Raw genomic sequence first — 21,134 nt, 5'->3', positions numbered from 1 at the left:
ATAAGTGTAACATATCACAGAGTATTTGAGTACTATTTGTAGGAGTTTAAATAAATTTAATATATTATGAGATATATTAAATTTATTTATATAGAATAAGGATTAATTATAAACCTTCGGGGTATTGTTTACCAGAACATTGTAGTATAATATATATAATACTTAATAAGTGGGGGAAGAATAATGACTATAAAAATTGTAACGGATAGCACCTCTTACATAAGTGAAGAGCTAAAGAAAAAATATGATATTTCTATAGTTTCATTAAGTGTTATTTTCGGAAATGAAGAGCTTAAAGAGATTAATATTGAAAACAAAACTTTTTATAAAAAACTAGATGAGAGTTTGAATACACCTACTTCATCACAACCTTCTTTAGATGAAATGTATAATGTACTAGAAGAGCAAGTAATGGATAATAAGCAAGTGGTTGGTGTTTTCCTTTCTTCAGATATGAGTGGGACTTATTCAAACGCATGCCTTGCAAAAAGTATGATTCTTGAGAAATACCCAATGGCATTAATTGAGATTATAGATTCTAGGTCCAATTGTATGCAACTAGGGTTTGCAGTATTAACAGCTGCCAAAGCAGCGCAAGATGGAAAATCAATACAAGAAGTAGTTACACTCGTAAAAGACAATATAAAAAGAAGTAGGTTTTTGTTTATCCCAGATACTCTAGAGTATCTAAAAAAAGGTGGAAGAATAGGTGGCGCTAGTGCACTGCTAGGTACTATTTTTCAAATTAAGCCCATTCTTACAGTTATAGATGGGAAAACAGAATTGTTCCAAAAAGTAAGAACTAAAAAACGTGCTATACAAACTATGATTAATAAATTTACTGAAGATATAGAAAAAAATGGACTAGGCGAAGTAATGATTCATCACATAAATGATGTGGAAGGAGCACTTACTTTTGCAAAAACAGTTGAAGTATATACAGGCAAAAAAATAGAAATAGCACCAATTGGACCTGTAATAGGAACTCACGTTGGGCCTGGAGCACTAGGCATTGTATATTATACAGAGAAGGATTTATAGAAAATAAAAGAACTTCAGAAGGAATTTATATCCCTTTTGAAGTTCTTTTGCTATTAAATGTATTCAATATAGTCAACGTTATAAGTAAATTGTGAACGTGGTAGTTAAATACTATGTTTATGTCGTTACTTATGTATGAAGTACCAATTTCATTTTCATGGAATAATTCATTTAATTTATTGCGGTTATTTTCATTAAAGTAGTAATCAGATGGCACATTTTCTTCAGTCAAAACGGTTAGTATAACCAAATGATTATAAGCGGTTTTTGAAGCTGCGATTACCTTATTAATTATAATTATATCTTGGTTTTTAGTGTTCTCACTTCTTATTTCACTTAAATATGAATCAAGTGCCTTTTCTAATAAGGATATTTGGACATTTAAGTTATAAAGATTAATATTTCCCCTGAAATTAAACACATCTTCGGATGTTTCAAAAATATTATTGACTAAAATATTTCCATCCACATGCAAGTTATCTAAAAATTTAGGATGGAATATAAGGAAATTGATAAGGACTGATATAAATATTCCTACAAAAGTTTCTATAACTCTACTGAGACTATAAATTAGAGGGGTTCCTTCTCTAAGATTTGTCATTATTGCTAAAAACACTACGCAACCAATTATAATAGAATTTTTTCTATTCAAAACGTTTAAAAAGTAAATTACTAGTACTATTCCTATACTTGTAAGGAATATATTATTAGGACTTATGAGTGCGAATAACAATCCGCAAATTGCACCTATAATAGTACCAATCATTCTGTTTTTACCTGTAGTAAAGGAATTGTGTACAGTACTTTGCATAGTTATAACTGCAGCAATACAGGCATAAAATGGAAATGGATGATGGAAAATTCTTAATAAAATTATGCATAAAAAAACTGAAGTTGCAGTTTTAATATTTCTCATTCCTATATTTTTCATATTGGTTACCTCCTGGATATTCAACGGTTGATATTAATTAAATTGAATTATAAATAATTTTATATACTTTTATATGATACCAAACTTGAATTAATTTGCAATAGTTAATTATATTTATACATTGACAATTTATAAAATTTGAATTAAACTAAATAGAAATTATAAATAAAAGAAAAATACACTTTTAAGTTAGTCCTGTGAGACTAGGAAGGAGTATAGATGATTATGGCAATTGTTTTTTTTGGCACAAATTTTGAAATTAATAATAAAACTGTAGGTATGTTTTCTATTTCGTTAATAAATGTGAAAGATATATTGTGATGGATAATAGAGAGATTATTTAATTAATCTCCCTATTATCCTTTGTTTTTTTAGAAAAAAATATACTTTTATTTGACGAAGGAGGGTTAATATGAAAGGTAAATTGATATTGGAAAATGGAATGATATTTGAAGGAAATATATTTGGGTATTTGGAGGAAAGTGTAGGTGAAGTGGTATTTAATACAGGAATGACTGGTTATGAAGAAATTTTAACGGATCCATCATATTATGGGCAAATAGTAACTATGACATACCCGCTCATCGGCAATTATGGAATTAATTTAGAGGATGTTGAATCAAAATCCCCTAAGGTGAGGGGCTTCATTGTTAGAGAAAAGTGTGATGATCCTAGCAATTTTAGATGTGAAATGGATCTTGAAGGATATTTTAAGCAAAATAAGATAATAGGATTAGAAGGCATTGATACAAGAGCATTAACAAAAATACTTAGAAAAAATGGGGCTATGAAAGGGATTATAGCTACAAAGGACCTATCTCAAAGTGAAATAGAGCAAAAGCTTTCAACTTTTAATAATAATGATGCAGTTATAAATGTTACTACAAAGGAGTGTTATACAATTAATGGTAGCGGACCTCATGTAGCTATTATGGATTTTGGGATAAAAGAAAATATATTGCGCTCGTTTAAACAAAGGAATTGTAAATTAACAATATTTCCTGCTAATGCTTCTGCGACAGATATATTAAAGGTTAATCCAGATTTAGTATTTCTATCAAATGGACCTGGAGACCCAGATGATTTAAAAGAAATAATTGAGGTGTTAAAAAAAATCATAGGTAAAAAGCCTATAGTGGGAATTTGCCTAGGACATCAACTTTTAGCCTTAGCTCTTGGTGGAAAAACCCAAAAACTTAAATTTGGACACAGGGGCTGCAATCATCCAGTTAAAGATATAGAAGAAAATAAGGTTTATATTACATCTCAAAACCACGGATATTATGTCAGCAAATTGCCTAATGATATGGAGGTTACTCATGTAAGTTTAAATGATGGAACCATAGAAGGAATGAGACATAAAAATTTGCCTATATTTTCTGTGCAGTTCCATCCAGAAGCTTGCCCAGGACCTAAGGATATAGATATAATTTTTGATAAGTTTCTTAAACTTATATAATAAAGGAGGGTTTATATGCCGTTAGATAAAAGTATTAAAAAAGTACTAGTTGTTGGATCAGGACCAATAATAATAGGGCAAGCTGCTGAATTCGATTACTCAGGAACACAAGCCTGTCAAGCATTAAGAGAGGAAGGTATAGAAGTTGTACTTGTAAATAGTAATCCAGCTACAATAATGACGGATAAAGAGATTGCTGGCATTGTTTACATAGAGCCATTAACTATAGAATTTTTAGAAAAAATTATTGACAAGGAAAGACCGGATAGTGTGCTTTGTGGTATGGGAGGCCAAACGGGGCTCAATTTAGCTGTTGAACTAGCTGATAATGATGTTTTAGATAAATATAATGTAAGAGTGATTGGAACATCTATAGAAGGAATAAAAAAAGGTGAAGACAGAGAAATTTTTAGAAGTCTTATGCAGGAGATTAATCAGCCAGTTGTAGAAAGTGCAATTGTTACAGATATAGAAGGAGCATTGTGTTTTGCAACTGAAATAGGCTATCCACTAGTAGTAAGACCGGCCTATACTCTAGGAGGAAGCGGAGGCGGAATCGCTGAAACTGAAGAAGAGTTAGTAGAAATCTTACAATTAGGATTACAATTAAGTTCTATCGGACAGGTTCTGTTGGAAAAGTCGATTAAAGGTTGGAAAGAGATAGAATATGAGGTTATGAGAGACGGTAATGGTAATTGTATTTGCGTATGTAATATGGAAAATATAGATCCTGTAGGAATACATACCGGAGATAGTATTGTTGTAGCACCAAGCCAAACTCTTTCGGATAAAGAGTACCAAATGCTTAGAAGTGCATCCATAGATATTATAAATAGTGTAGGAATAGAAGGTGGTTGCAATGTTCAACTAGCTCTTAATCCTAAAAGCTTTGAGTATGCAGTTATAGAAATTAATCCAAGAGTAAGTAGATCCTCTGCACTAGCTTCAAAGGCTACAGGATATCCTATTGCTAAAGTAGCAGCGAAAATAGCGCTAGGGTATGGACTAGATGAGATAGTGAATGCAGTGACTCAAAAAACCTATGCTTGTTTTGAGCCCTCACTAGATTATGTTGTAGTTAAAATTCCTAAGTGGCCTTTTGATAAATTTCAGGGAGCAAATAGAGTTTTAGGTACTAAGATGATGGCTACAGGGGAAATAATGTCAATTGGTAGTAATTTTGAAGCAGCGCTATTAAAAGGAATTCGTTCTTTAGAAATAGGAAAATTCTCATTACAATATGATGCGCTTTCACAAAAGAGTTTACAAGAATTAAAGAAAAGAGTAATGGCGCCCGATGATGAGAGAATATTTCATTTAGCTGAAATGCTTAGACGTAATTATATGATAGAAAAAATTTCGGAAATTACAGGTATAGATAAATTCTTTGTAAATAAAATCAAGTGGATAGTAGACGAAGAAGAAAAAATCAAGAGTTCTACCGTTGAAGATATGAATAGTGATTGGTTGCAATTATTAAAGAAAAAGGGATTTTCAGACAAAGGAATATCGGATTTATTAGGGGTTAGTCCAAATGTAATTTATGAACTTAGAAACATATGGAACATTAAACCTGTCTATAAGATGGTAGATACTTGCGCAGGAGAATTTGAAGCCATGTCCACATATTACTACTCAACTTATGATGAATATGATGAGGTTGAAGTAAGTAGTAGAAGGAAGGTTATGGTATTAGGTTCAGGTCCTATAAGGATAGGACAGGGAATTGAGTTTGATTATGCATCTGTTCACAGTGTAATTGCACTTAGAAAACTTGGAATTGAAACAATAATAGTAAACAATAACCCGGAAACAGTAAGTACAGACTTTAATATTTCAGATAAATTATATTTTGAGCCTTTAACAGAAGAAGAAGTTTTGAATATTATTGAAAAAGAAAACCCTGATGGAGTTATACTTCAATTTGGAGGTCAAACTGCCATTAATCTGGCTAAATTCTTAGAAAAAAAGAATATAACTATATATGGTACTAAGCCTGAGCAAATAGATGTAGCAGAAGATAGAGAGAAATTCGATGCACTTTTAGAGAAGTTAAATATAAATAGACCTAAGGGAAGAGCGGTTTGGGATTTAAAGGAAGGCTTAAAAGAGGCTGAAAATTTAGGATATCCAGTGATTGTTAGACCATCTTATGTATTGGGTGGACAGGGAATGGAAATAACTTATGGACAAAATGAGTTAAAGCATTATTTAAAGAATGCCTTTGAGAAGGATAAGAAAAACCCTGTCCTAATTGATAGATATCTATTAGGTAGAGAAATAGAAGTTGATGCTATTTGTGACGGAGAAGAAATATTAATACCTGGTATTATGGAGCATTTAGAGAGAGCAGGGGTTCATTCTGGAGATAGCATTACAATATATCCAAGTCAAAATATATCACAAAGTATAAAAGAAAAAATATTAGATTATACTAAGAGGGTTGCAATAGGACTCAAAGTAATAGGAATGATAAATATTCAGTTTATAGAATTTAAAGATGAATTATATATAATAGAGGTTAATCCAAGAGCTAGTCGTACAGTTCCGTATATTAGTAAGGTTAGTAAAGTACCAATTGTAGAGCTTGCAACAAGGGTTATGCTGGGAGAGAAATTAAAAAATCTTGGATATGATAGCGGGGTTTATTGCGAGCCAACACTTGTGTCAGTAAAGGTTCCAGTATTTTCGACTCAAAAACTTCCAGAGGTTGAGGTGTGTCTAGGACCAGAAATGAGATCCACAGGAGAGGTGCTTGGAATAGGAAGAAGCTTCGACGAGGCTCTATATAAAGGGCTTATAGCCTCTGGAATGAGGATCAAAAAAGAAAGTGGAGTTATCCTTACAACAATAAACCCGCAGGATAAAGAAGAGTTTTTATATATAGCAAAAGCGTTTAGTGAAATGAATTATAAATTTATAGCTACAACAGGCACGGCTAAGCTGCTAAAAGAGATTGGTATTGAAGCCCTTACAGTTATGAAAATTTCAGAAGGTAGCCCTAATATAATTGATGTAATAAAGGGTAGACAGGTTGATTTAGTAATAAATACCGCTACTAAAGGAAATAATTCAAAAACAGATGGTTTTAGAATAAGGAGAACAGCTATAGAAAGTAATATAGGTATTATTACTTCATTAGATACTGCAAAGGCAGTAGTGGAACTTTTAAGGAAAAATATTATAAGTGCAAATTTAGAAGTATTTAATATTGCAGATTAGCTAAAAGATAATTTAAAAAAAGACACGAAACAGGTGCGCTAACACTTGTCTCGTGTCTTTAACTTATACAATGCATAAATATAATAAGAATATGAATAAATATAATGAAAAAGTATTGCATTATAATAAGAAGTGATATATAATAAATAAAAACAAGCCAGTTAGTTCAACAGCAAAAGTTAAAAAGAACTAAATGGCAAATAATCAAGAAAAATAAAAACTATACATACCAATGTATAAATATACATTGATATGTTCCGTTATGAATGAAGGAGTGGTACAAATGAGAAAAATTATGTTTATTGAGATAAGAGTACCAAAACATTTTTTTATCCTGCAAAAATACCGGCAAATTAATGAATACTTAAATAAAGTACTTTAGAAAAGTCTTAAAATATAAAAGATATAAATTCGGAAGGGGATATAAAAATGAAAGAAAAAGTGGTTTTAGCATATTCAGGAGGACTCGATACATCTATAATAATAGCGTGGCTTAAGGAAAATTATGATATGGATGTTATAGCAGCTTGCATTAATGTTGGTCAAGAGGATAATATGGATGCAATTGAAAAAAAAGCTTTAAGTTCAGGAGCAGAAAAAATATATATTGAAGATTTAACAGCAGAATTTATCAAAGATTATGTATTTAAAGGTGTTAAAGCAAATGCTACATATGAGGGTAAATATTTGTTAGGTACAGCTTATGCAAGACCATTAATAGCTAAAAAACTTGTGGAAATAGCTCATAAAGAAGGGGCAAAATATATATGTCACGGATGCACTGGTAAAGGAAATGATCAAGTTAGATTTGAGGTTGGCATAGCAGCTATAGACCCTTCTATAAAAATCATAGCACCTTGGAGAATTTGGGATATAAAATCAAGAGAAGATGCTATAGATTATGCAAATGCTAGAGGCATTGAAACATCAGTAACCAAAGATAAAATATATTCAGTTGATCAAAATTTATGGCATGCAAGTCATGAAGGTGGAGATATTGAAGATTTTAAAAATGATCATAAAAGAGATATGTATCTTATGGTTACACCTCCAGAAAAAGCAAAAGATGAAGCTGCATATGTAGATATATATTTTGAAAAAGGAATTGCTAAAAAAGTTGACGGCGTTGAATTAGAGCCAATAGATATCGTTAAGATATTAAATGAAATTGGTGGAGAAAATGGAATAGGTATTGTAGATTTAGTAGAAAATAGACTTGTAGGAATGAAATCAAGAGGAATATATGAAACTCCAGGTGGTACAGTTCTTTATGCTGCTCATAAAGAACTTGAGGAAATAACCATAGATAAAGATACACTTCACTTTAAATATTCAATATCACAGAAATATGGAGAATTACTTTATGATGGACTTTGGTTTACTACTATGAGAGAAGCTCTTGATGCTTTTGTAGATAAGACTCAAGAAACTGTAACAGGTTCTGTAAAACTAATGCTATACAAAGGAAATATTATGGTAGCAAGTAAAGAATCACCTAATGCACTATATGATGAGAGTATATCTTCTTTTGGAGCAAGTGTACTATATGATCATAAGGATGCAGAAGGATTTATAAACTTATTTTCATTGCCAAGTAAAATTAAGGCTTATAAACATTTAAATAATTACTAAGGAATAATACAAAATATGTAGAAAGTTATGCAGGTGATATATATGAAGCTTTGGGGCGGAAGATTTGAAGGTAATGAAAGCAAACTTATGGAGGATTTTAATAGTTCTCTAAGTTTTGATAAAAGATTATATTATGAAGATATTATGGGAAGTATAGCTCATGTTAAAATGCTTGCAAAATGCAGCATTTTAACCCAGGAAGAGTGCTCCACTATAGTTAATGGTCTAAATTCTATTCTTTCTGATATTGAAGAAGGTAAACTTAAAATCGAAGGCGATTATGAAGATATTCATAGCTTTATGGAAATACAACTTACAACACTGGTGGGTGATGTAGGCAAAAAACTTCATACAGCAAGAAGTAGAAATGACCAAGTTGCAGTAGATATGAGATTATATTCAAAACATAAGGCTCTTGAGGTTATTGAAAATTTGGATATTGTTTTATGTACTATTAAAAAATTAGGGAATGACAATGTAGTTATAATGCCAGGCTATACTCATCTACAAAGAGCCCAACCTGTAACTTTCAAACAACATATTATGGCATATTATAATATGCTAGGGCGAGATGTGAAAAGAATTAAAAGTGCCATTGACATAATGGATGAAAATCCTCTTGGGTGTTGTGCTCTAGCAGGAACTACCTATGATACAGATAGAGCTTTTACAACAAGAGAACTAGGGTTTAAAAAACCTGTGGATAATTTTATGGATGGAGTAAGTGATAGAGATTATTTGCTTGAACTTTTATCTGCTTTTTCTATAATAATGATGCATCTTAGTAGACTTAGTGAGGAACTTGTTTTGTGGAGTAGCAAAGAATTTAATTTTATTGAAATTAGTGATGAATTTTCTACTGGTAGCAGCATAATGCCACAGAAAAGAAATCCAGACGCAGCAGAACTCGTAAGAGGAAAAACTGGGAGAGTATATGGAGATCTAATGAGTTTATTTACAACCATGAAAGGAATTCCACTGGCCTATAATAAAGATATGCAAGAAGATAAGGAACCTTTTTTTGATGGAGTAGATACAGTTTTAAAATGTATAAAAATTATGAATGGTATGCTTTGTTCACTAAAAATTAAAAAGGATAATATGTATAATGCAGTTAAAACAGGATTTTTAAATGCTACGGAAGCTGCCGATTATCTTGTGAATAAAGGCGCAGCATTTAGAGATGCTCATGGAGTTATAGGTTCTATTGTTATACACTGTGAGAAGCAGCACAAGGCTATTGAAGATTTAACTTTAGAAGAACTTAAGAGCTTTAGTGATTTATTCAAAGAAGATGTGTATCAATTTATAGATTACGAAAATACTTTAAGTAGAGGTATAAAAAAAGAAATGTAAGAACCACCCTTGGGTAAAATACCTCTTTAAAATAAAAACACGTAACAGGTACCCTCTATCTGTTACGTGTTTTTTTACTTAACTATTCATTCTATTTCTTTTAATAATAGGTTTTACTATTAAATAAGAAATAGAAATGATTGCAACAATGATTACACTTACAATTAATCCCAAACGTTGGTTTGGATTAATTGTCACTCCAATTAAAGCAAGGATTACAAGTAAGATGCCCAAATATGAACTATATGGTGCAAATAACATTTTAAATACTTTACTTTTGATATTTCCCTTGAGATTACCATGAAGAGGATAGTTCTTCCGGATTTTTATTTGTGAAGCTAAGATAATAATCCAATTTCCAATCAATAATACACCTGCTGCAGTGGTTAAATACTCGTAAATGGTAGATGGTAATACCAGAGATAATAAGATAGTTATAAGTAAACCACTTGTACCTAGGAGAAGTGCAATAACATTTACACCTTTTTTATTCTTTTTCATTACAATTTTCGGTGCCTCATGATCCTTTGCTAGAGATAGTAATACATTTGTTATAGCAAAAAGTGCCCCCACAAAAGTTGAAAATGCAGCGCTTATAATAACAATATTAAAAATAGTACTTATATAAGGAAAGTGAAATGCAGAAAGTGCAGTGATAAAAGGGCTTTTGCTCACGTGAATTTGCTGCCAATACACCATTTTTAAAATTATCACGAGTGAAGTAACATATAAAACAACTAACGCTAGATTTAGCGTATTAATAGCTTTAGGAATTGATTCTCTGTTCTTTAATTCTTTTGTAGCTGCGCCTACCACTGCTACTCCAGCAAAAGGAAACAGTGCAAAAATCATAGCAGACCATAGTCCTTTTATGCCGTTTGGAAACCAATTAAGTGTAGAAACGGAAATTACTGAACCTCCAGCCGCGTACCCCTTTGGTGATATATATCCAAGAATGAATAATACACCAAAAATAATAAACAAAACAAGCGTCGTAATTTTTACAATAGCGAAAAAGGATTCAATTTCTCCAAAATCTTTTACTCCAAGCATATTAATGCCTAATCCTAAAGATGAGTATATAAGAGAAAACACCCATATTGGAATATGCGGAAACCAATATGTTGTAAACACAGATAAAGCAGTTACTTCACTAGACATAATTAATACACCTGCAATCCAAAACATCCAACCACTAATAAAACCAATATTGTCTCCAAAAGCCTTTCTAGCATAATCTCTAAAAGATCCTGTTGCCGGGTCATTGATTTTCATTTCTGCTAATGCATTAAAGGTAATATATGCCATTAGCCCTGCGATTAAAAACGCAATTATTACAGATGGACCAGTTAATGTAATGGCTAAACTTGTACCTAAAAAGAAACCGGCTCCAATGATAGAACCTATTCCAATGAGACTTAGTTGCCACCAAGTTATTCCTGTCTCGCCCCCCTGAATAATTTCCTTTTTATTATGATGATCTACTATCTGCGAAACTATCTTTTCATCATTCAAATAAATTCTCCGTCCTTCCTTTGCTTTAATAACTATTAGTATTAAAATGTAAATATATCTATAATCTTACTAGCAGATAATATTTAGCATTGTTCCTAAAAAATAATCATTATTTTATAACAATTAATTTAGTATAACACAAATTCTTTTTGTACTCAAAATCAAGTCAGCAGTCAGGGAACATAAATTTAATATGCCCTTTTATGTATTTTATATTAAACATATAAATTTCCATTGTTACTTTTCTTTCCTATTATAATAATAGGCAAATATTCTAAAACGCATAATTTTTTTTAGTGTATTGAGAAAAAATAAAGGGATTTTGAAGGTGTATATAGAATATAAGTACTTATATAGATATAAATGGGTTTTAGAACACAATTGCGCTACCAATTAAAAAAGGAAACAGTATTTTATACTAATAATTAAGAGGAGGGTTTTTATGAAAAAATTATCAATTTTTATTACAGCTTTATTAATGTTGTGTTTTATTGTTAATCCAACTAATTCTGTCCAAGCAGTAGGTTTAGATAAAATCATAAAAAATGTTGAACAAACTAATAAACAAATTAATGAGGAAATAGAAAAGGCCGTTTATGATTCACAGAAAGTACTTAACAAGTATAATGTGGATTTAAAGATTTTAGAAGAAGGAAAAGATAATGTAACAAATAAAAATGATAAAAAAATTCAAGAACTAAAAGAAAAATATACAAAGGAAATAGATGAAATAATAAATAATTTACTAAAGGTAACTAATAAGATGTCAGCAAAAACTATTAAGGCTGCAGCAAAAGAGGGCGTAGCAGTATACTGTGAGTGGATAGAGGTTACAATTGGTGGTAGAACAATTTTAGTGGACCCTATAAGAATAACAAATGGATAAAAATGTAATCTGTTTAAACTATTCAATGTGATTTTCAAAGGGGGACAAAAATGGAAGGCTTTTACTTAGGAAAAAATGAAGATTGCTTAGAAAAAGTTACTCAGAAATCAGGTGAACTCAGATTAATAGGTAGAGGTGATAGCACTGAGATTATGATACAAAAAATTGGTTCACAAGAATTTTTTTGTATTGAACCTAGTGAGAAAAATGAAACCTTGGAATTTTTTTATATTTTAGAAGGCTCAATTCATTGTGAAAGTGACGGTGAAAATATTATTTTAAACAGTGGGGATTATTTTTATGCTCATGGTTTAAAACAAGCGGTATGTTTAAAGACTATTAGTGAAGTAACTTTATTATATCTATCTACGGAACCTTTTTTTAATTATTTAAGTAAAGGCATAAAAGAGTTGAGAAGCATGAATAAAAATGTTGAAGAAAAGGATTTATATACACATGGGCACGGTCTGAGAGTCCGAAATTATACAATGAAAATATCCAAACTATTAGGTTTATCTGGTAATAGATTTGAAAATATTATAATTGCCTCACTTTGTCACGATATTGGTAAAGTTTTTGTACCAATTGAAATATTAAATAAACCAGGAAAACTTACAAAAGAGGAATTTGATTTTATAAAGAAACATCCAACTGATGGAGCGAAAATGACACAGGGAACTTTCATGGAAAATTTAGATCAAATGATAGTACAACATCATGAGAGAATAGATGGTTCTGGGTATCCTAATGGACTTAAAGGTGATGAAATATTATTAGAAGCAAAGATAATAGCCCTTGCAGACAGTTTTGATGCTATGACATCAGACAGGAGTTATAGAAAAGCTATGGACAACCAAGTGGCATTTAACGAATTAAAAAGCTTAAGTGGAATACATTATGATAAAAAGGTTGTTGAAGCTTTTGAAAAAGTATTAAGAGAAGAAAATAAAATACAGTAATTTATGCGTATGTTGATTAAGAACATACGCATAAAAAATGTACATAGCGTTGCATAAAATTTATCTATTTAATAGTATGTCTTATTTATAAGTGTTGCTTCTGAGAATTTCATGCTTTCTATAATTTATTTTCCAATTTTTGAGGAACTCTTTGGCACAAATTTCTCCGGAATTATATAAACTCATAATCTTTTCGCTGCCAATATTAAAATCCGTAGTTTTAATATCAAGAGTATTTATCTTTACAGTACGCAAATAATCCATGTCTTTTATATGAATATCATCTTGTGCTTCTAGCATAGTCTCAATAATTGAGCTAGTAAAATTAAATATATTTGTAATCTTATGTTCTCTTATTTCTTTGTTACCTCCAAGTTTAAAACCAATGGTTGGCCAGCGAGGAATGCCTTTTACATCGAAAAGCCAAACCGGATAATTGCTTAAAACCCCTCCATCAACAATAAATGACTTTTTATTAGTGTTTTCATTATTTAATTTTACAGGTTGAAAAAAATAGGGAATAGATATGCTCATTCTTATTGCCAAACCCACTTCCAGATCATCAGGATTTATACCGTATTCAGCAATGTCTTCTGGAAGGATTAGCATCTTTCCATTACTGATATCCGTTGCTATAATATGCAGTTTGTATTTTCTTTTGTACTTATTGTCATTTAAAAGTATACCGTTTTCATTTGAATTTGTTAAATCTCCAAATGTTACTTTTCTTCCATTTGGAAGTTTAAGTTTACTTGCCAGAGCTTCATCAAGCCAGTTTTTTATATAATCACCTTTAAATACTCCTTTTTTAAAAAGTAAATTGTAAGAATTAGAGAATATAGGTATGTTAAAATGAGTTTTATCGGCAACTTTTGTATAATCTAGTTGCAGCATTAATGTTTTTATTTCTTCGGCTGAGTATCCTACTGCAACTAGTGAAGCCACAATTGAACCTGCGGAGGTTCCAGAAAGGTTTTTCCACTGGTATCCATTGATCTCAAATATTTTTAAGGCTCCTACTAGTCCAATACCTTTAATTCCGCCGCCTTCAAAAACTGCATCTGCAAATTTTCGCTTACTATACATATCCATATATACCACCCCTTTATGAGTAATATATGAAGAATGTTATTTACATGACATATATCAGCAAAAATTATTTTGTGTTACACTTTTTTATATAAAGAATATATTAGATTATAACAATTTTATAAAAGAGAATATAATGAAAAAGTTAGAAGATTACACACCTTCCGAATTAGCTACTTTAGCAACAGTAACGGGCGTTATAATTGCTTCTAAACTTAATATTAATGGACAAAATGTAATAGGCAATTTTATAGAAGGTGTGGGGCAGATTGTTTTAATTATTGCCGCTCAGGCTCAAAATCTTCAAGCTCAAGAGCAAAATCAAAATAGTGGGAATAGTAGCAGCAACGCTGCTGGAAAAAATGCTGATTTACAAAAACAAATAGATGAACTTAAGGAACAAATGAAAAAGTTTGAAAACAACTGTTAGACTTAATTGACTTAATTATCTATTTGACTTATAGCAAATAAAGTAATATAATGAATCTCGTAGTGATAATTTGGCTCCTTGGTCAAGAGGTTAAGACACCACCCTCTCACGGTGGAATCAGGGGTTCAATTCCCCTAGGAGTCACCAAATGTTGAAATAGCAAGCTTTACATTTATGTAAAGCTTGCTATTTTTTTTATGGGTTTTATTCAGATATATCCATCTCTAACCCAACCTCATGCAGAATAATAATAAAGAGTACTATACTTCTTAAGTCAGGTTTATACGATGAGTATTATGAAGATATGCAAACAGCATTTCCCCCCTTTATGAACCCTGAGGTATATGGGAGAAATATTCTTGAGAATTCATCCTTTATCGCAAGCTCAGTGAATCCAGATGAAGCAGTTCATGGTCGTGGTTATGTTGCAAGACTAAGTGGATCAACAGCTGAAATGCTAAGTATGTGTTTTATCATGATGGCTGGTCATAAGGTATTCACTTATGAACATAATGAATTGAAACTTACATTTAAACCAATACTGCCAGGGTGGTTCTTAATTGAAGCAAATGAAGTGCAATTTAGGTTTCTTTCAAAAGTAGACGTAACCTACCATAATTCTAAAAAAACAAACACCTATGGAGATGATGGCGCAAAAATTTATAAGATTATCCTTACCACTATAAAAGAAGAGGTTGTTGAAATAGAGGCGGTATTCATATGAAAGAATATTTGTGCCCGTAAATAAGGACAAGGTTGAGTTAATGAGAGTAACAATAGTAAATATTAAATCTGAGGATATGAAAATCACTCCTACTGTAGCAATCAGAAAAAAGTAAATATGGTAAGCTAGTATATTTTTTTAATGCAGAAGGTTTTTGGGTAGTAATTACACCAGAAAATAATTTTCTGGTAAATCTTATTGAAAATGCTCCTAATTATGCAGTAGGAATAAGTAAAAATCATAAATCTATCCAAACTATAAAAGAGACATATTTTCAAGCAAATGAAGCATTTATTGATATATATAAAAATATAGATGAACGGTTAGCAAATACGGATAATAATTCCACTAACTTAGCTTGAATTATACATACTTTTGTGAGCTTTTTAAAACATATACAGGAGAAACTTTTGTTAATTATTTAAAAAAATTAAGAGTTGAAAAAGCCATAGAATTATTACTTGATAATCCTAATCATAAGATTTATGAAGTTGCAAATATGGTAGGCTATAAGGATGCAAAGCAGTTTACAAAGACATTTCGAAAAATAACAGGTATATCACCAATAGAGTATAAAAATAAATACAGTCACTGAGGATTCACCGTTGATAATGGAAATATCTTTGATACTCTGGTCAATTTCAATTTTAAATGCTAGCTATTTATATATCTTAATACATAAATATATCAAAATTATTATTGACAGATAAACTTTCGATATGTTAATATAAGTTTATACCCGGCATGGGTATAAACGAGGGAACTAAAGGTTATGGACTTAAGTAATTAAGACATATCATATCTGACAATTATAAAAATAATTCTAAAATAGAGGAGGACACTATGAGTATTAAATATGAAGTAAAATCCGGAAAATCATTTGATGAGGCGGTTGAAAGCTTAAAAAAGAGTTTATCTGAAAATAAGTTTGGAGTGTTATTTGAACTTAACTTTAAGGATAAACTAAAAGAAAAAGGATTAGAGTTTGATAGTAATTTTAAGATTTTAGAAGTGTGTAATCCAGTTCAAGCTCAAGAGGTATTAAACAGAAATATTGAAATAGGATATTTTTTACCTTGTAAAATGGTAGTCTATGAAAAAGAAGGCTCTATTTATATTGGAATGATTAAACCTACGGAACTTATACAGATGATAGGTAGTGAAGAAATTATAGCTTTAGCGAAGGATATTGAGAATGTACTTAAGAAATCTATTGATGCTGCGGTATAAAAATTAAAACCTATCCTGTTAAGAAGTAAAACTATGAATTTATAAAAGGATATACTCTTGCAAAGAGGGTATATATATGTTATATTAAATAACAGAAAGTTACAAAGTGATTTCAACGACTCAAGAGTTCAATTTTTCTAAAAGTCACTATCTAATTTTTCGGTTTTATTGGGGTGTAGCCAAGCGGTAAGGCACTAGACTCTGACTCTGGTATGCGCAGGTTCGAATCCTTCCACCCCAGCCAAATGAATTTAATTATATATAAAACAATAGTATTTCTGTAGACAAAATAACCCCATCAAAAATTTATTTTTGATGGGGTTATTTTTATAAAATTTGTGCATTGCTTTTAGGGACTCTTGAGTGTGCTTTTCAATTGCATTTTTGCATGGTAATAATTATAATATATATGGTGTGAAAAATTCTGTGGGGTGAAACTTTTGATTGATATTAACGAAAAAAATATACTAGAATACACGAATAAAGATTCTTATAAATTTGGAACTGAGGACTATTTAAGTAATAAGGTTTTAGATATTAATATAGAAATAAAAGAACAAGACAATTATAAGGAAACTAACATAACTTCAAATGTAGAATCTTCAAATTCAACTCTTAATAAAGTCGAAATAAGTTTTAATAATATTAGTTCTTTTATAAGTTATAAGTGCGAATGTAATGATTCATATGGTTATTTTGGCGGGAAATCTATGTGCAAACATATAGTGGCTACATGTTTAAAATATTCTAATGAAAAAGAACAAATTATTAAGAAACAGAAAATGGCTAAAACAAATAACTTAATCAAACAAATAACTAAAAATATAAGTACCATTAAAATAGCAAAACAATATTTAGATATAGAAGTAAAGTATTATCATGATTCTAATAATGATAATAGAAAAGCTTGTGTGGAACTTAAGATTGGTGAGGATAAGCTTTATGTAGTTAAAAATATAAAACAATTTTTCGCTTGCTATAATAATGGTTTAGAAATTATAGAATTCGGTAAAAAATTTACGTATAATCCATATCTTCACTTATTTAAAAAAGAAGATTTAAATATAATAGAGCTTTTCAAAGAAGCCAGTGAACTAGAGGCTGTGGCGGAAGCCTCAGAAGTATATGTTCGCCGTTCTGTAAAGTTCCTATCTGGGAAAAAGGCATATTTTACAGAGAGTATGGTTAAAAGATTATTTAAATGTTTAAGCAATAGACCTATAACAGCGGTAATAAAAGACCAAGTATTTACTAATGTTCTTATATCACATGAGGCTATGCCCCTAGAATTTGAAATCAATAGAGAAAGTAATAAATTTTTACTGAGACAAAAGGATCAGATGCCAACTATACTTTGCAATGATGGTGAATTCTTTTTTTATGAAGGAAAAATATATGAGCCGCCAAGTTGGCAAAGGTATTTATATTTACCTTTTTATAATAGATTTAAAGAGGATGATAACAATTTTATAGAATTTTATGAAGAAGAGAAAGATGATGTAGCATCGTTCCTTCTTCCAACTCTAAAAAAAATAAGTAATAGTGTTACCATTGACACATCTGTAGAAAGTGAATTTTATATAGAAACACTTAAGCCAATGGTTTTCTTTGAAAAAATTGCTGAGAATATAGAGGTGATAATAACTTTTAAGTATGGAGATACAGAGATAAATCCTTTTAATAGTAAAGAAAATAGTGCACAAGAGGGAAGGGTACTGATAAGAGATATAGATAAGGAAATGGAGATCATAAACTTATTTCACCAGTTTGGTTTTGTTAATACATATAAGGGGTTTGAAGTTACAGATGAATCAGTGCTCTTAGAGTTTTTAGTTTCAGGATTAGAAAAACTTAGAACCGTAGCCCAGGTATATTATTCTGAGGAATTCAAGAAAATTAAGATTCATGGCAACTCTTCATGTAAGTCAAACATAAAACTTAATAAAGAAAATCTTTTAGAATTTAGCTTTAGCATTGAGGGAGTTGATAAAACAGAACTTAGGGAGGTTTTTTCGGCTTTAAAAGAAAAAAGAAAATATTATAAACTCAAAAATGATAGCTTTGTATTATTGGATTCAAATAATCTATTAAAGGTTGCTCAAATGATAGAATATCTAAATATAAAGGATAGCGATTTTTTAAAAGATAAAATTATACTTTCCAAATATAATGCTATTTATATTGAAGAAAAATTAAAACATGAACAGATGGACTTTGTGGACAAAAACAAAAAATTTAAAGAGTTAATATATGCTGTTAAGGATATTAAAGAAATTAAAACCCAAGTACCTAAAAGTCTAGATATTATAATGAGGCCCTATCAAAAGGCAGGTTTTAAGTGGTTGAAAACTCTTGCCAGCTGTGGGTTTGGAGGGATACTTGCAGATGAAATGGGATTGGGTAAAACACTTGAGGCTATAGCCTTCATTCAGTCTGAAGTGGAAGGAAATGAAACTAAACAACCATCACTAGTGGTCTGTCCTACATCACTTGTATATAATTGGAAGGACGAAATAGAAAAATTTGCACCATCCTTAAATTGCATAGTAGTCTCAGGGAATAAAAGCCAGAGAGAAGATCAAAAACAAAACATTAATAATTACGATTTAGTTATAACTTCCTATGCACTTATAAGGCGGGATCTTGAAGACTACGAAAAAGTTAAATTTAGATATTGTTTTCTAGATGAGGCGCAGCAAATTAAGAATTTCAACTCATTAAATGCACACTCTGTGAAAAGTATAAATGCCTTAGGTAAATTTGCCCTTACAGGTACCCCTATTGAAAATTCTCTAACAGAGCTTTGGTCAATTTTCGATTTTATAATGCCAGGGTATCTTTTGAATCACAGTGCTTTCACAAAAAAATATGAAGTGCCAATTGTGAAAGATGGAAGTCACGAGGCGCTTCAAGAACTTAATAATCATGTAAAACCATTTATATTAAGAAGGACCAAAGCAGAGGTTGCGAAAGAGTTACCATCTAAAATAGAACATAGAATATCAGTAGAAATGACCGAAGGGCAGAAGAAGGTATATTTAGCCTATTTACAGGAGGCAAAAGGAGAACTAGAAGAAAATATAAAAAGCAAAGGTTTCAATAAAAGTAAGTTTAAAGTACTGTCAATCTTAACAAGGCTAAGACAGATATGTTGTGACCCGTCTACCTTCATAGAAAATTATAATGGAGGTAGTGGCAAACTAGAAGCACTGGATGAAATTTTAGAAAATAGTTTAGAGGAGGGTCATAGAATATTAATATTTTCTCAATTTACTAGAGTGTTAAAAAATATTTCTAAGAGGTTAGAAGACAAAGAGATAAAGTATATGTACCTAGATGGAGCTACTAAATCAGAAAAAAGAATCGAAATGGTTAAAACCTTTAATGAAGGTGATACACAGGTATTTTTAATTTCTCTAAAAGCAGGAGGTATGGGTATAAACCTTACAGGCGCAGATATGGTAATACACTTTGATCCTTGGTGGAATCCTGCAGTGGAAGCTCAAGCTACAGATAGAGCTCATAGAATAGGTCAAAAGAAAACAGTAGAAGTGATAAAATTAATAGCAAGAGGAACTATAGAAGAAAAAATATTTAAGTTGCAACAAAAGAAAAAAGCGATTATTGATAGTGTAATTAATGATGAAACAGGAGCAGAATTATTTCTTTCCCAAATGAGTTTAAATGAAATTGAAGAATTATTCATTTAACATAATTCTTCAAAACTTTACGGTTTCTCCGATTTCAGTAATTTTTATGCTACCATCATTTATTCTTTCTAAAGTATCACAAGTAACCTCATCATCATCTTGCGCTAAAATATAAGTTTTATAATGAATTGGAATCATGAATGTAGATTTTGTCATTTTAAACATTTTAAAACTTTGCTGTGGAGAACAATGCATTTCTTGAAACTCATCAGGTTTATAGCAACCTACGGGCATGATAGCAACATCCGCCATTAAATCTTTATATACATCGGTATAGGCAGTATCGCCAGCAAAAAAGATTTTTTTTGAGTTGTTTTGTATTAAATAGGAATTGCTATCAGCTTTAACGCCCCATGGGTATCTTCTACCATCATGGTTCGCTTTTAAAGCTTTTATTTCTACGTGATTATCTTTATAAGTTTCATCATTGGTTAGAAGGAATATATTTTTAAAGCCTAAAATTTTTAGTGATATGTTTAAATTTTTAGGTGCAATAACTATAGCAGTTTTATTTATCTTCCTTAAAGTGGTGTAATTCATATGATCCATATGTCCATGAGATAGCAGTATATAATCAATATTAATGGAAGCCAAGTTTAAAGAGGGTTTAATTAGTCTTTTTAATTGACCAAGATTTATACTAGTTACAGGGTCAGTTACGATAATTTTTCCGTTTAAATTAATCACTACAGTTGCATGTCCAACCCAGTGAATAGAATTTGTTACTACAGGCTCGTGTAATGGAGTAAGCATAGGTCTAAAGTAATACTTAAAGTTTCTACGATGCAATTTATACATATATTCAATTATTTTAGTAGTTTTATTAAAACTCATTTCATACCTCTTAGTTTTCAATATATTTGTTAAAGTGTGTTTAAAAATATTATTCTATATAAATTATATCATAAGAGGCAAAAATTTATACTATGTAAAATTATTATTACATCTGT

General features: G+C 30.6%; 16 protein-coding genes and 2 tRNA genes. 14 read left to right on the top strand and 4 right to left on the bottom strand.

What is annotated here, in order from left to right; translation table 11 throughout:
• The first annotated feature begins 183 nt into the window (after nt 1-183).
• The gene (locus ACREWB_RS13020) at nt 184-1,041 is read left to right on the top strand and encodes a DegV family protein (RefSeq protein WP_431547874.1); all 858 of its coding nucleotides are present in this window, start codon (nt 184-186) and stop codon (nt 1,039-1,041) included.
• A gap of 25 nt (nt 1,042-1,066) precedes the next feature.
• On the opposite strand, the gene ACREWB_RS13015 is transcribed toward ACREWB_RS13020, so the two are convergent.
• Complete coding sequence (locus tag ACREWB_RS13015) at nt 1,067-1,972, bottom strand: FUSC family protein (RefSeq protein WP_431547873.1); 906 nt, start codon at nt 1,970-1,972, stop codon at nt 1,067-1,069.
• A 412-nt stretch (nt 1,973-2,384) separates the two neighbouring features.
• Here ACREWB_RS13015 and ACREWB_RS13010 point away from each other — a divergent pair, with 412 nt between their 5' ends.
• The 4 genes from ACREWB_RS13010 to argH all read left to right on the top strand — a co-directional run bounded on the left by ACREWB_RS13010 (nt 2,385) and on the right by argH (nt 9,641).
• Entirely contained in the window at nt 2,385-3,431 is a 1,047-nt protein-coding gene (locus ACREWB_RS13010) for a carbamoyl phosphate synthase small subunit (protein WP_431547872.1), read from the top strand.
• A gap of 15 nt (nt 3,432-3,446) precedes the next feature.
• Entirely contained in the window at nt 3,447-6,653 is a 3,207-nt protein-coding gene (gene carB, locus ACREWB_RS13005; protein WP_431547871.1) for a carbamoyl-phosphate synthase large subunit, read from the top strand.
• A gap of 429 nt (nt 6,654-7,082) precedes the next feature.
• Entirely contained in the window at nt 7,083-8,285 is a 1,203-nt protein-coding gene (locus ACREWB_RS13000; RefSeq protein WP_431547870.1) for an argininosuccinate synthase, read from the top strand.
• Between the two features lie 42 nt (nt 8,286-8,327).
• Complete coding sequence (argH, locus tag ACREWB_RS12995; RefSeq protein ID WP_431547869.1) at nt 8,328-9,641, top strand: argininosuccinate lyase; 1,314 nt, start codon at nt 8,328-8,330, stop codon at nt 9,639-9,641.
• 78 nt (nt 9,642-9,719) lie between these two features.
• On the opposite strand, the gene ACREWB_RS12990 is transcribed toward argH, so the two are convergent.
• The gene (locus tag ACREWB_RS12990) at nt 9,720-11,156 is read right to left on the bottom strand and encodes an amino acid permease (protein WP_431547868.1); all 1,437 of its coding nucleotides are present in this window, start codon (nt 11,154-11,156) and stop codon (nt 9,720-9,722) included.
• A gap of 442 nt (nt 11,157-11,598) precedes the next feature.
• On the opposite strand from ACREWB_RS12990, the gene ACREWB_RS12985 reads away from it, so the two are divergent.
• Together ACREWB_RS12985 and ACREWB_RS12980 are read left to right on the top strand one after the other, a co-directional pair.
• Complete coding sequence (locus ACREWB_RS12985) at nt 11,599-12,042, top strand: hypothetical protein (protein ID WP_431547867.1); 444 nt, start codon at nt 11,599-11,601, stop codon at nt 12,040-12,042.
• A 50-nt stretch (nt 12,043-12,092) separates the two neighbouring features.
• Nucleotides 12,093-13,001, top strand: coding sequence for an HD-GYP domain-containing protein (locus tag ACREWB_RS12980; RefSeq protein WP_431547866.1), 909 nt, complete (start codon nt 12,093-12,095; stop codon nt 12,999-13,001).
• 81 nt (nt 13,002-13,082) lie between these two features.
• Here ACREWB_RS12980 and ACREWB_RS12975 read toward each other — a convergent pair whose 3' ends face one another.
• Nucleotides 13,083-14,093 (bottom strand): patatin-like phospholipase family protein, encoded by a 1,011-nt coding sequence (locus ACREWB_RS12975; protein ID WP_431547865.1) that lies wholly within the window; start codon nt 14,091-14,093, stop codon nt 13,083-13,085.
• Nucleotides 14,094-14,226: 133 nt separating this feature from the next.
• On the opposite strand from ACREWB_RS12975, the gene ACREWB_RS12970 reads away from it, so the two are divergent.
• From ACREWB_RS12970 to ACREWB_RS12940, 7 genes are all read left to right on the top strand, one after another.
• Nucleotides 14,227-14,520 carry a hypothetical protein gene (locus ACREWB_RS12970; RefSeq protein WP_431547864.1) on the top strand — a complete coding sequence of 98 codons (294 nt, stop codon included), beginning with the start codon at nt 14,227-14,229 and terminating at the stop codon, nt 14,518-14,520.
• Between the two features lie 72 nt (nt 14,521-14,592).
• Nucleotides 14,593-14,667, top strand: a tRNA-Glu gene (locus tag ACREWB_RS12965).
• A 157-nt stretch (nt 14,668-14,824) separates the two neighbouring features.
• Entirely contained in the window at nt 14,825-15,244 is a 420-nt protein-coding gene (locus tag ACREWB_RS12960; protein WP_431547863.1) for a hypothetical protein, read from the top strand.
• Nucleotides 15,245-15,602: 358 nt separating this feature from the next.
• Nucleotides 15,603-15,839, top strand: a complete 237-nt coding sequence (locus ACREWB_RS12955; RefSeq protein ID WP_431547862.1) for a helix-turn-helix domain-containing protein — start codon at nt 15,603-15,605, stop codon at nt 15,837-15,839.
• Between the two features lie 248 nt (nt 15,840-16,087).
• The gene (locus tag ACREWB_RS12950; RefSeq protein ID WP_431547861.1) at nt 16,088-16,474 is read left to right on the top strand and encodes a DUF302 domain-containing protein; all 387 of its coding nucleotides are present in this window, start codon (nt 16,088-16,090) and stop codon (nt 16,472-16,474) included.
• Nucleotides 16,475-16,643: 169 nt separating this feature from the next.
• Nucleotides 16,644-16,718, top strand: a tRNA-Gln gene (locus ACREWB_RS12945).
• Between the two features lie 199 nt (nt 16,719-16,917).
• The gene (locus ACREWB_RS12940; RefSeq protein ID WP_431547922.1) at nt 16,918-20,184 is read left to right on the top strand and encodes a DEAD/DEAH box helicase; all 3,267 of its coding nucleotides are present in this window, start codon (nt 16,918-16,920) and stop codon (nt 20,182-20,184) included.
• Between the two features lie 9 nt (nt 20,185-20,193).
• Here the strand turns inward: ACREWB_RS12940 and ACREWB_RS12935 are convergent, their stop codons facing one another.
• Nucleotides 20,194-21,018 (bottom strand): MBL fold metallo-hydrolase, encoded by an 825-nt coding sequence (locus ACREWB_RS12935; RefSeq protein WP_431547860.1) that lies wholly within the window; start codon nt 21,016-21,018, stop codon nt 20,194-20,196.
• Between the last annotated feature and the right edge of the window lie 116 nt (nt 21,019-21,134).

The sequence above is a fragment of the Clostridium sp. genome (assembly GCF_050717635.1).
Lineage (GTDB): Bacteria > Bacillota > Clostridia > Clostridiales > Clostridiaceae > Clostridium_AD.
The sequence above is the reverse complement of the archived record's forward strand: the minus strand, read 5'-3'. Positions and strand labels throughout refer to the sequence as shown.

What these genes read in the sequence shown, in the direction of transcription:
- ACREWB_RS12975 (WP_431547865.1), bottom strand. Translation starts at nt 14,093, where the DNA reads ATGGATATGTATAGTAAGCGAAAATTTGCAGATGCAGTTTTTGAAGGC.
- ACREWB_RS13015 (WP_431547873.1), bottom strand. Translation starts at nt 1,972, where the DNA reads ATGAAAAATATAGGAATGAGAAATATTAAAACTGCAACTTCAGTTTTT.
- ACREWB_RS12970 (WP_431547864.1), top strand. Translation starts at nt 14,227, where the DNA reads ATGAAAAAGTTAGAAGATTACACACCTTCCGAATTAGCTACTTTAGCA.
- ACREWB_RS12950 (WP_431547861.1), top strand. Translation starts at nt 16,088, where the DNA reads ATGAGTATTAAATATGAAGTAAAATCCGGAAAATCATTTGATGAGGCG.
- ACREWB_RS12985 (WP_431547867.1), top strand. Translation starts at nt 11,599, where the DNA reads ATGAAAAAATTATCAATTTTTATTACAGCTTTATTAATGTTGTGTTTT.
- ACREWB_RS13000 (WP_431547870.1), top strand. Translation starts at nt 7,083, where the DNA reads ATGAAAGAAAAAGTGGTTTTAGCATATTCAGGAGGACTCGATACATCT.
- argH (WP_431547869.1), top strand. Translation starts at nt 8,328, where the DNA reads ATGAAGCTTTGGGGCGGAAGATTTGAAGGTAATGAAAGCAAACTTATG.
- carB (WP_431547871.1), top strand. Translation starts at nt 3,447, where the DNA reads ATGCCGTTAGATAAAAGTATTAAAAAAGTACTAGTTGTTGGATCAGGA.
- ACREWB_RS12980 (WP_431547866.1), top strand. Translation starts at nt 12,093, where the DNA reads ATGGAAGGCTTTTACTTAGGAAAAAATGAAGATTGCTTAGAAAAAGTT.
- ACREWB_RS13010 (WP_431547872.1), top strand. Translation starts at nt 2,385, where the DNA reads ATGAAAGGTAAATTGATATTGGAAAATGGAATGATATTTGAAGGAAAT.
- ACREWB_RS12935 (WP_431547860.1), bottom strand. Translation starts at nt 21,018, where the DNA reads ATGAGTTTTAATAAAACTACTAAAATAATTGAATATATGTATAAATTG.
- ACREWB_RS12960 (WP_431547863.1), top strand. Translation starts at nt 14,825, where the DNA reads ATGCAAACAGCATTTCCCCCCTTTATGAACCCTGAGGTATATGGGAGA.
- ACREWB_RS13020 (WP_431547874.1), top strand. Translation starts at nt 184, where the DNA reads ATGACTATAAAAATTGTAACGGATAGCACCTCTTACATAAGTGAAGAG.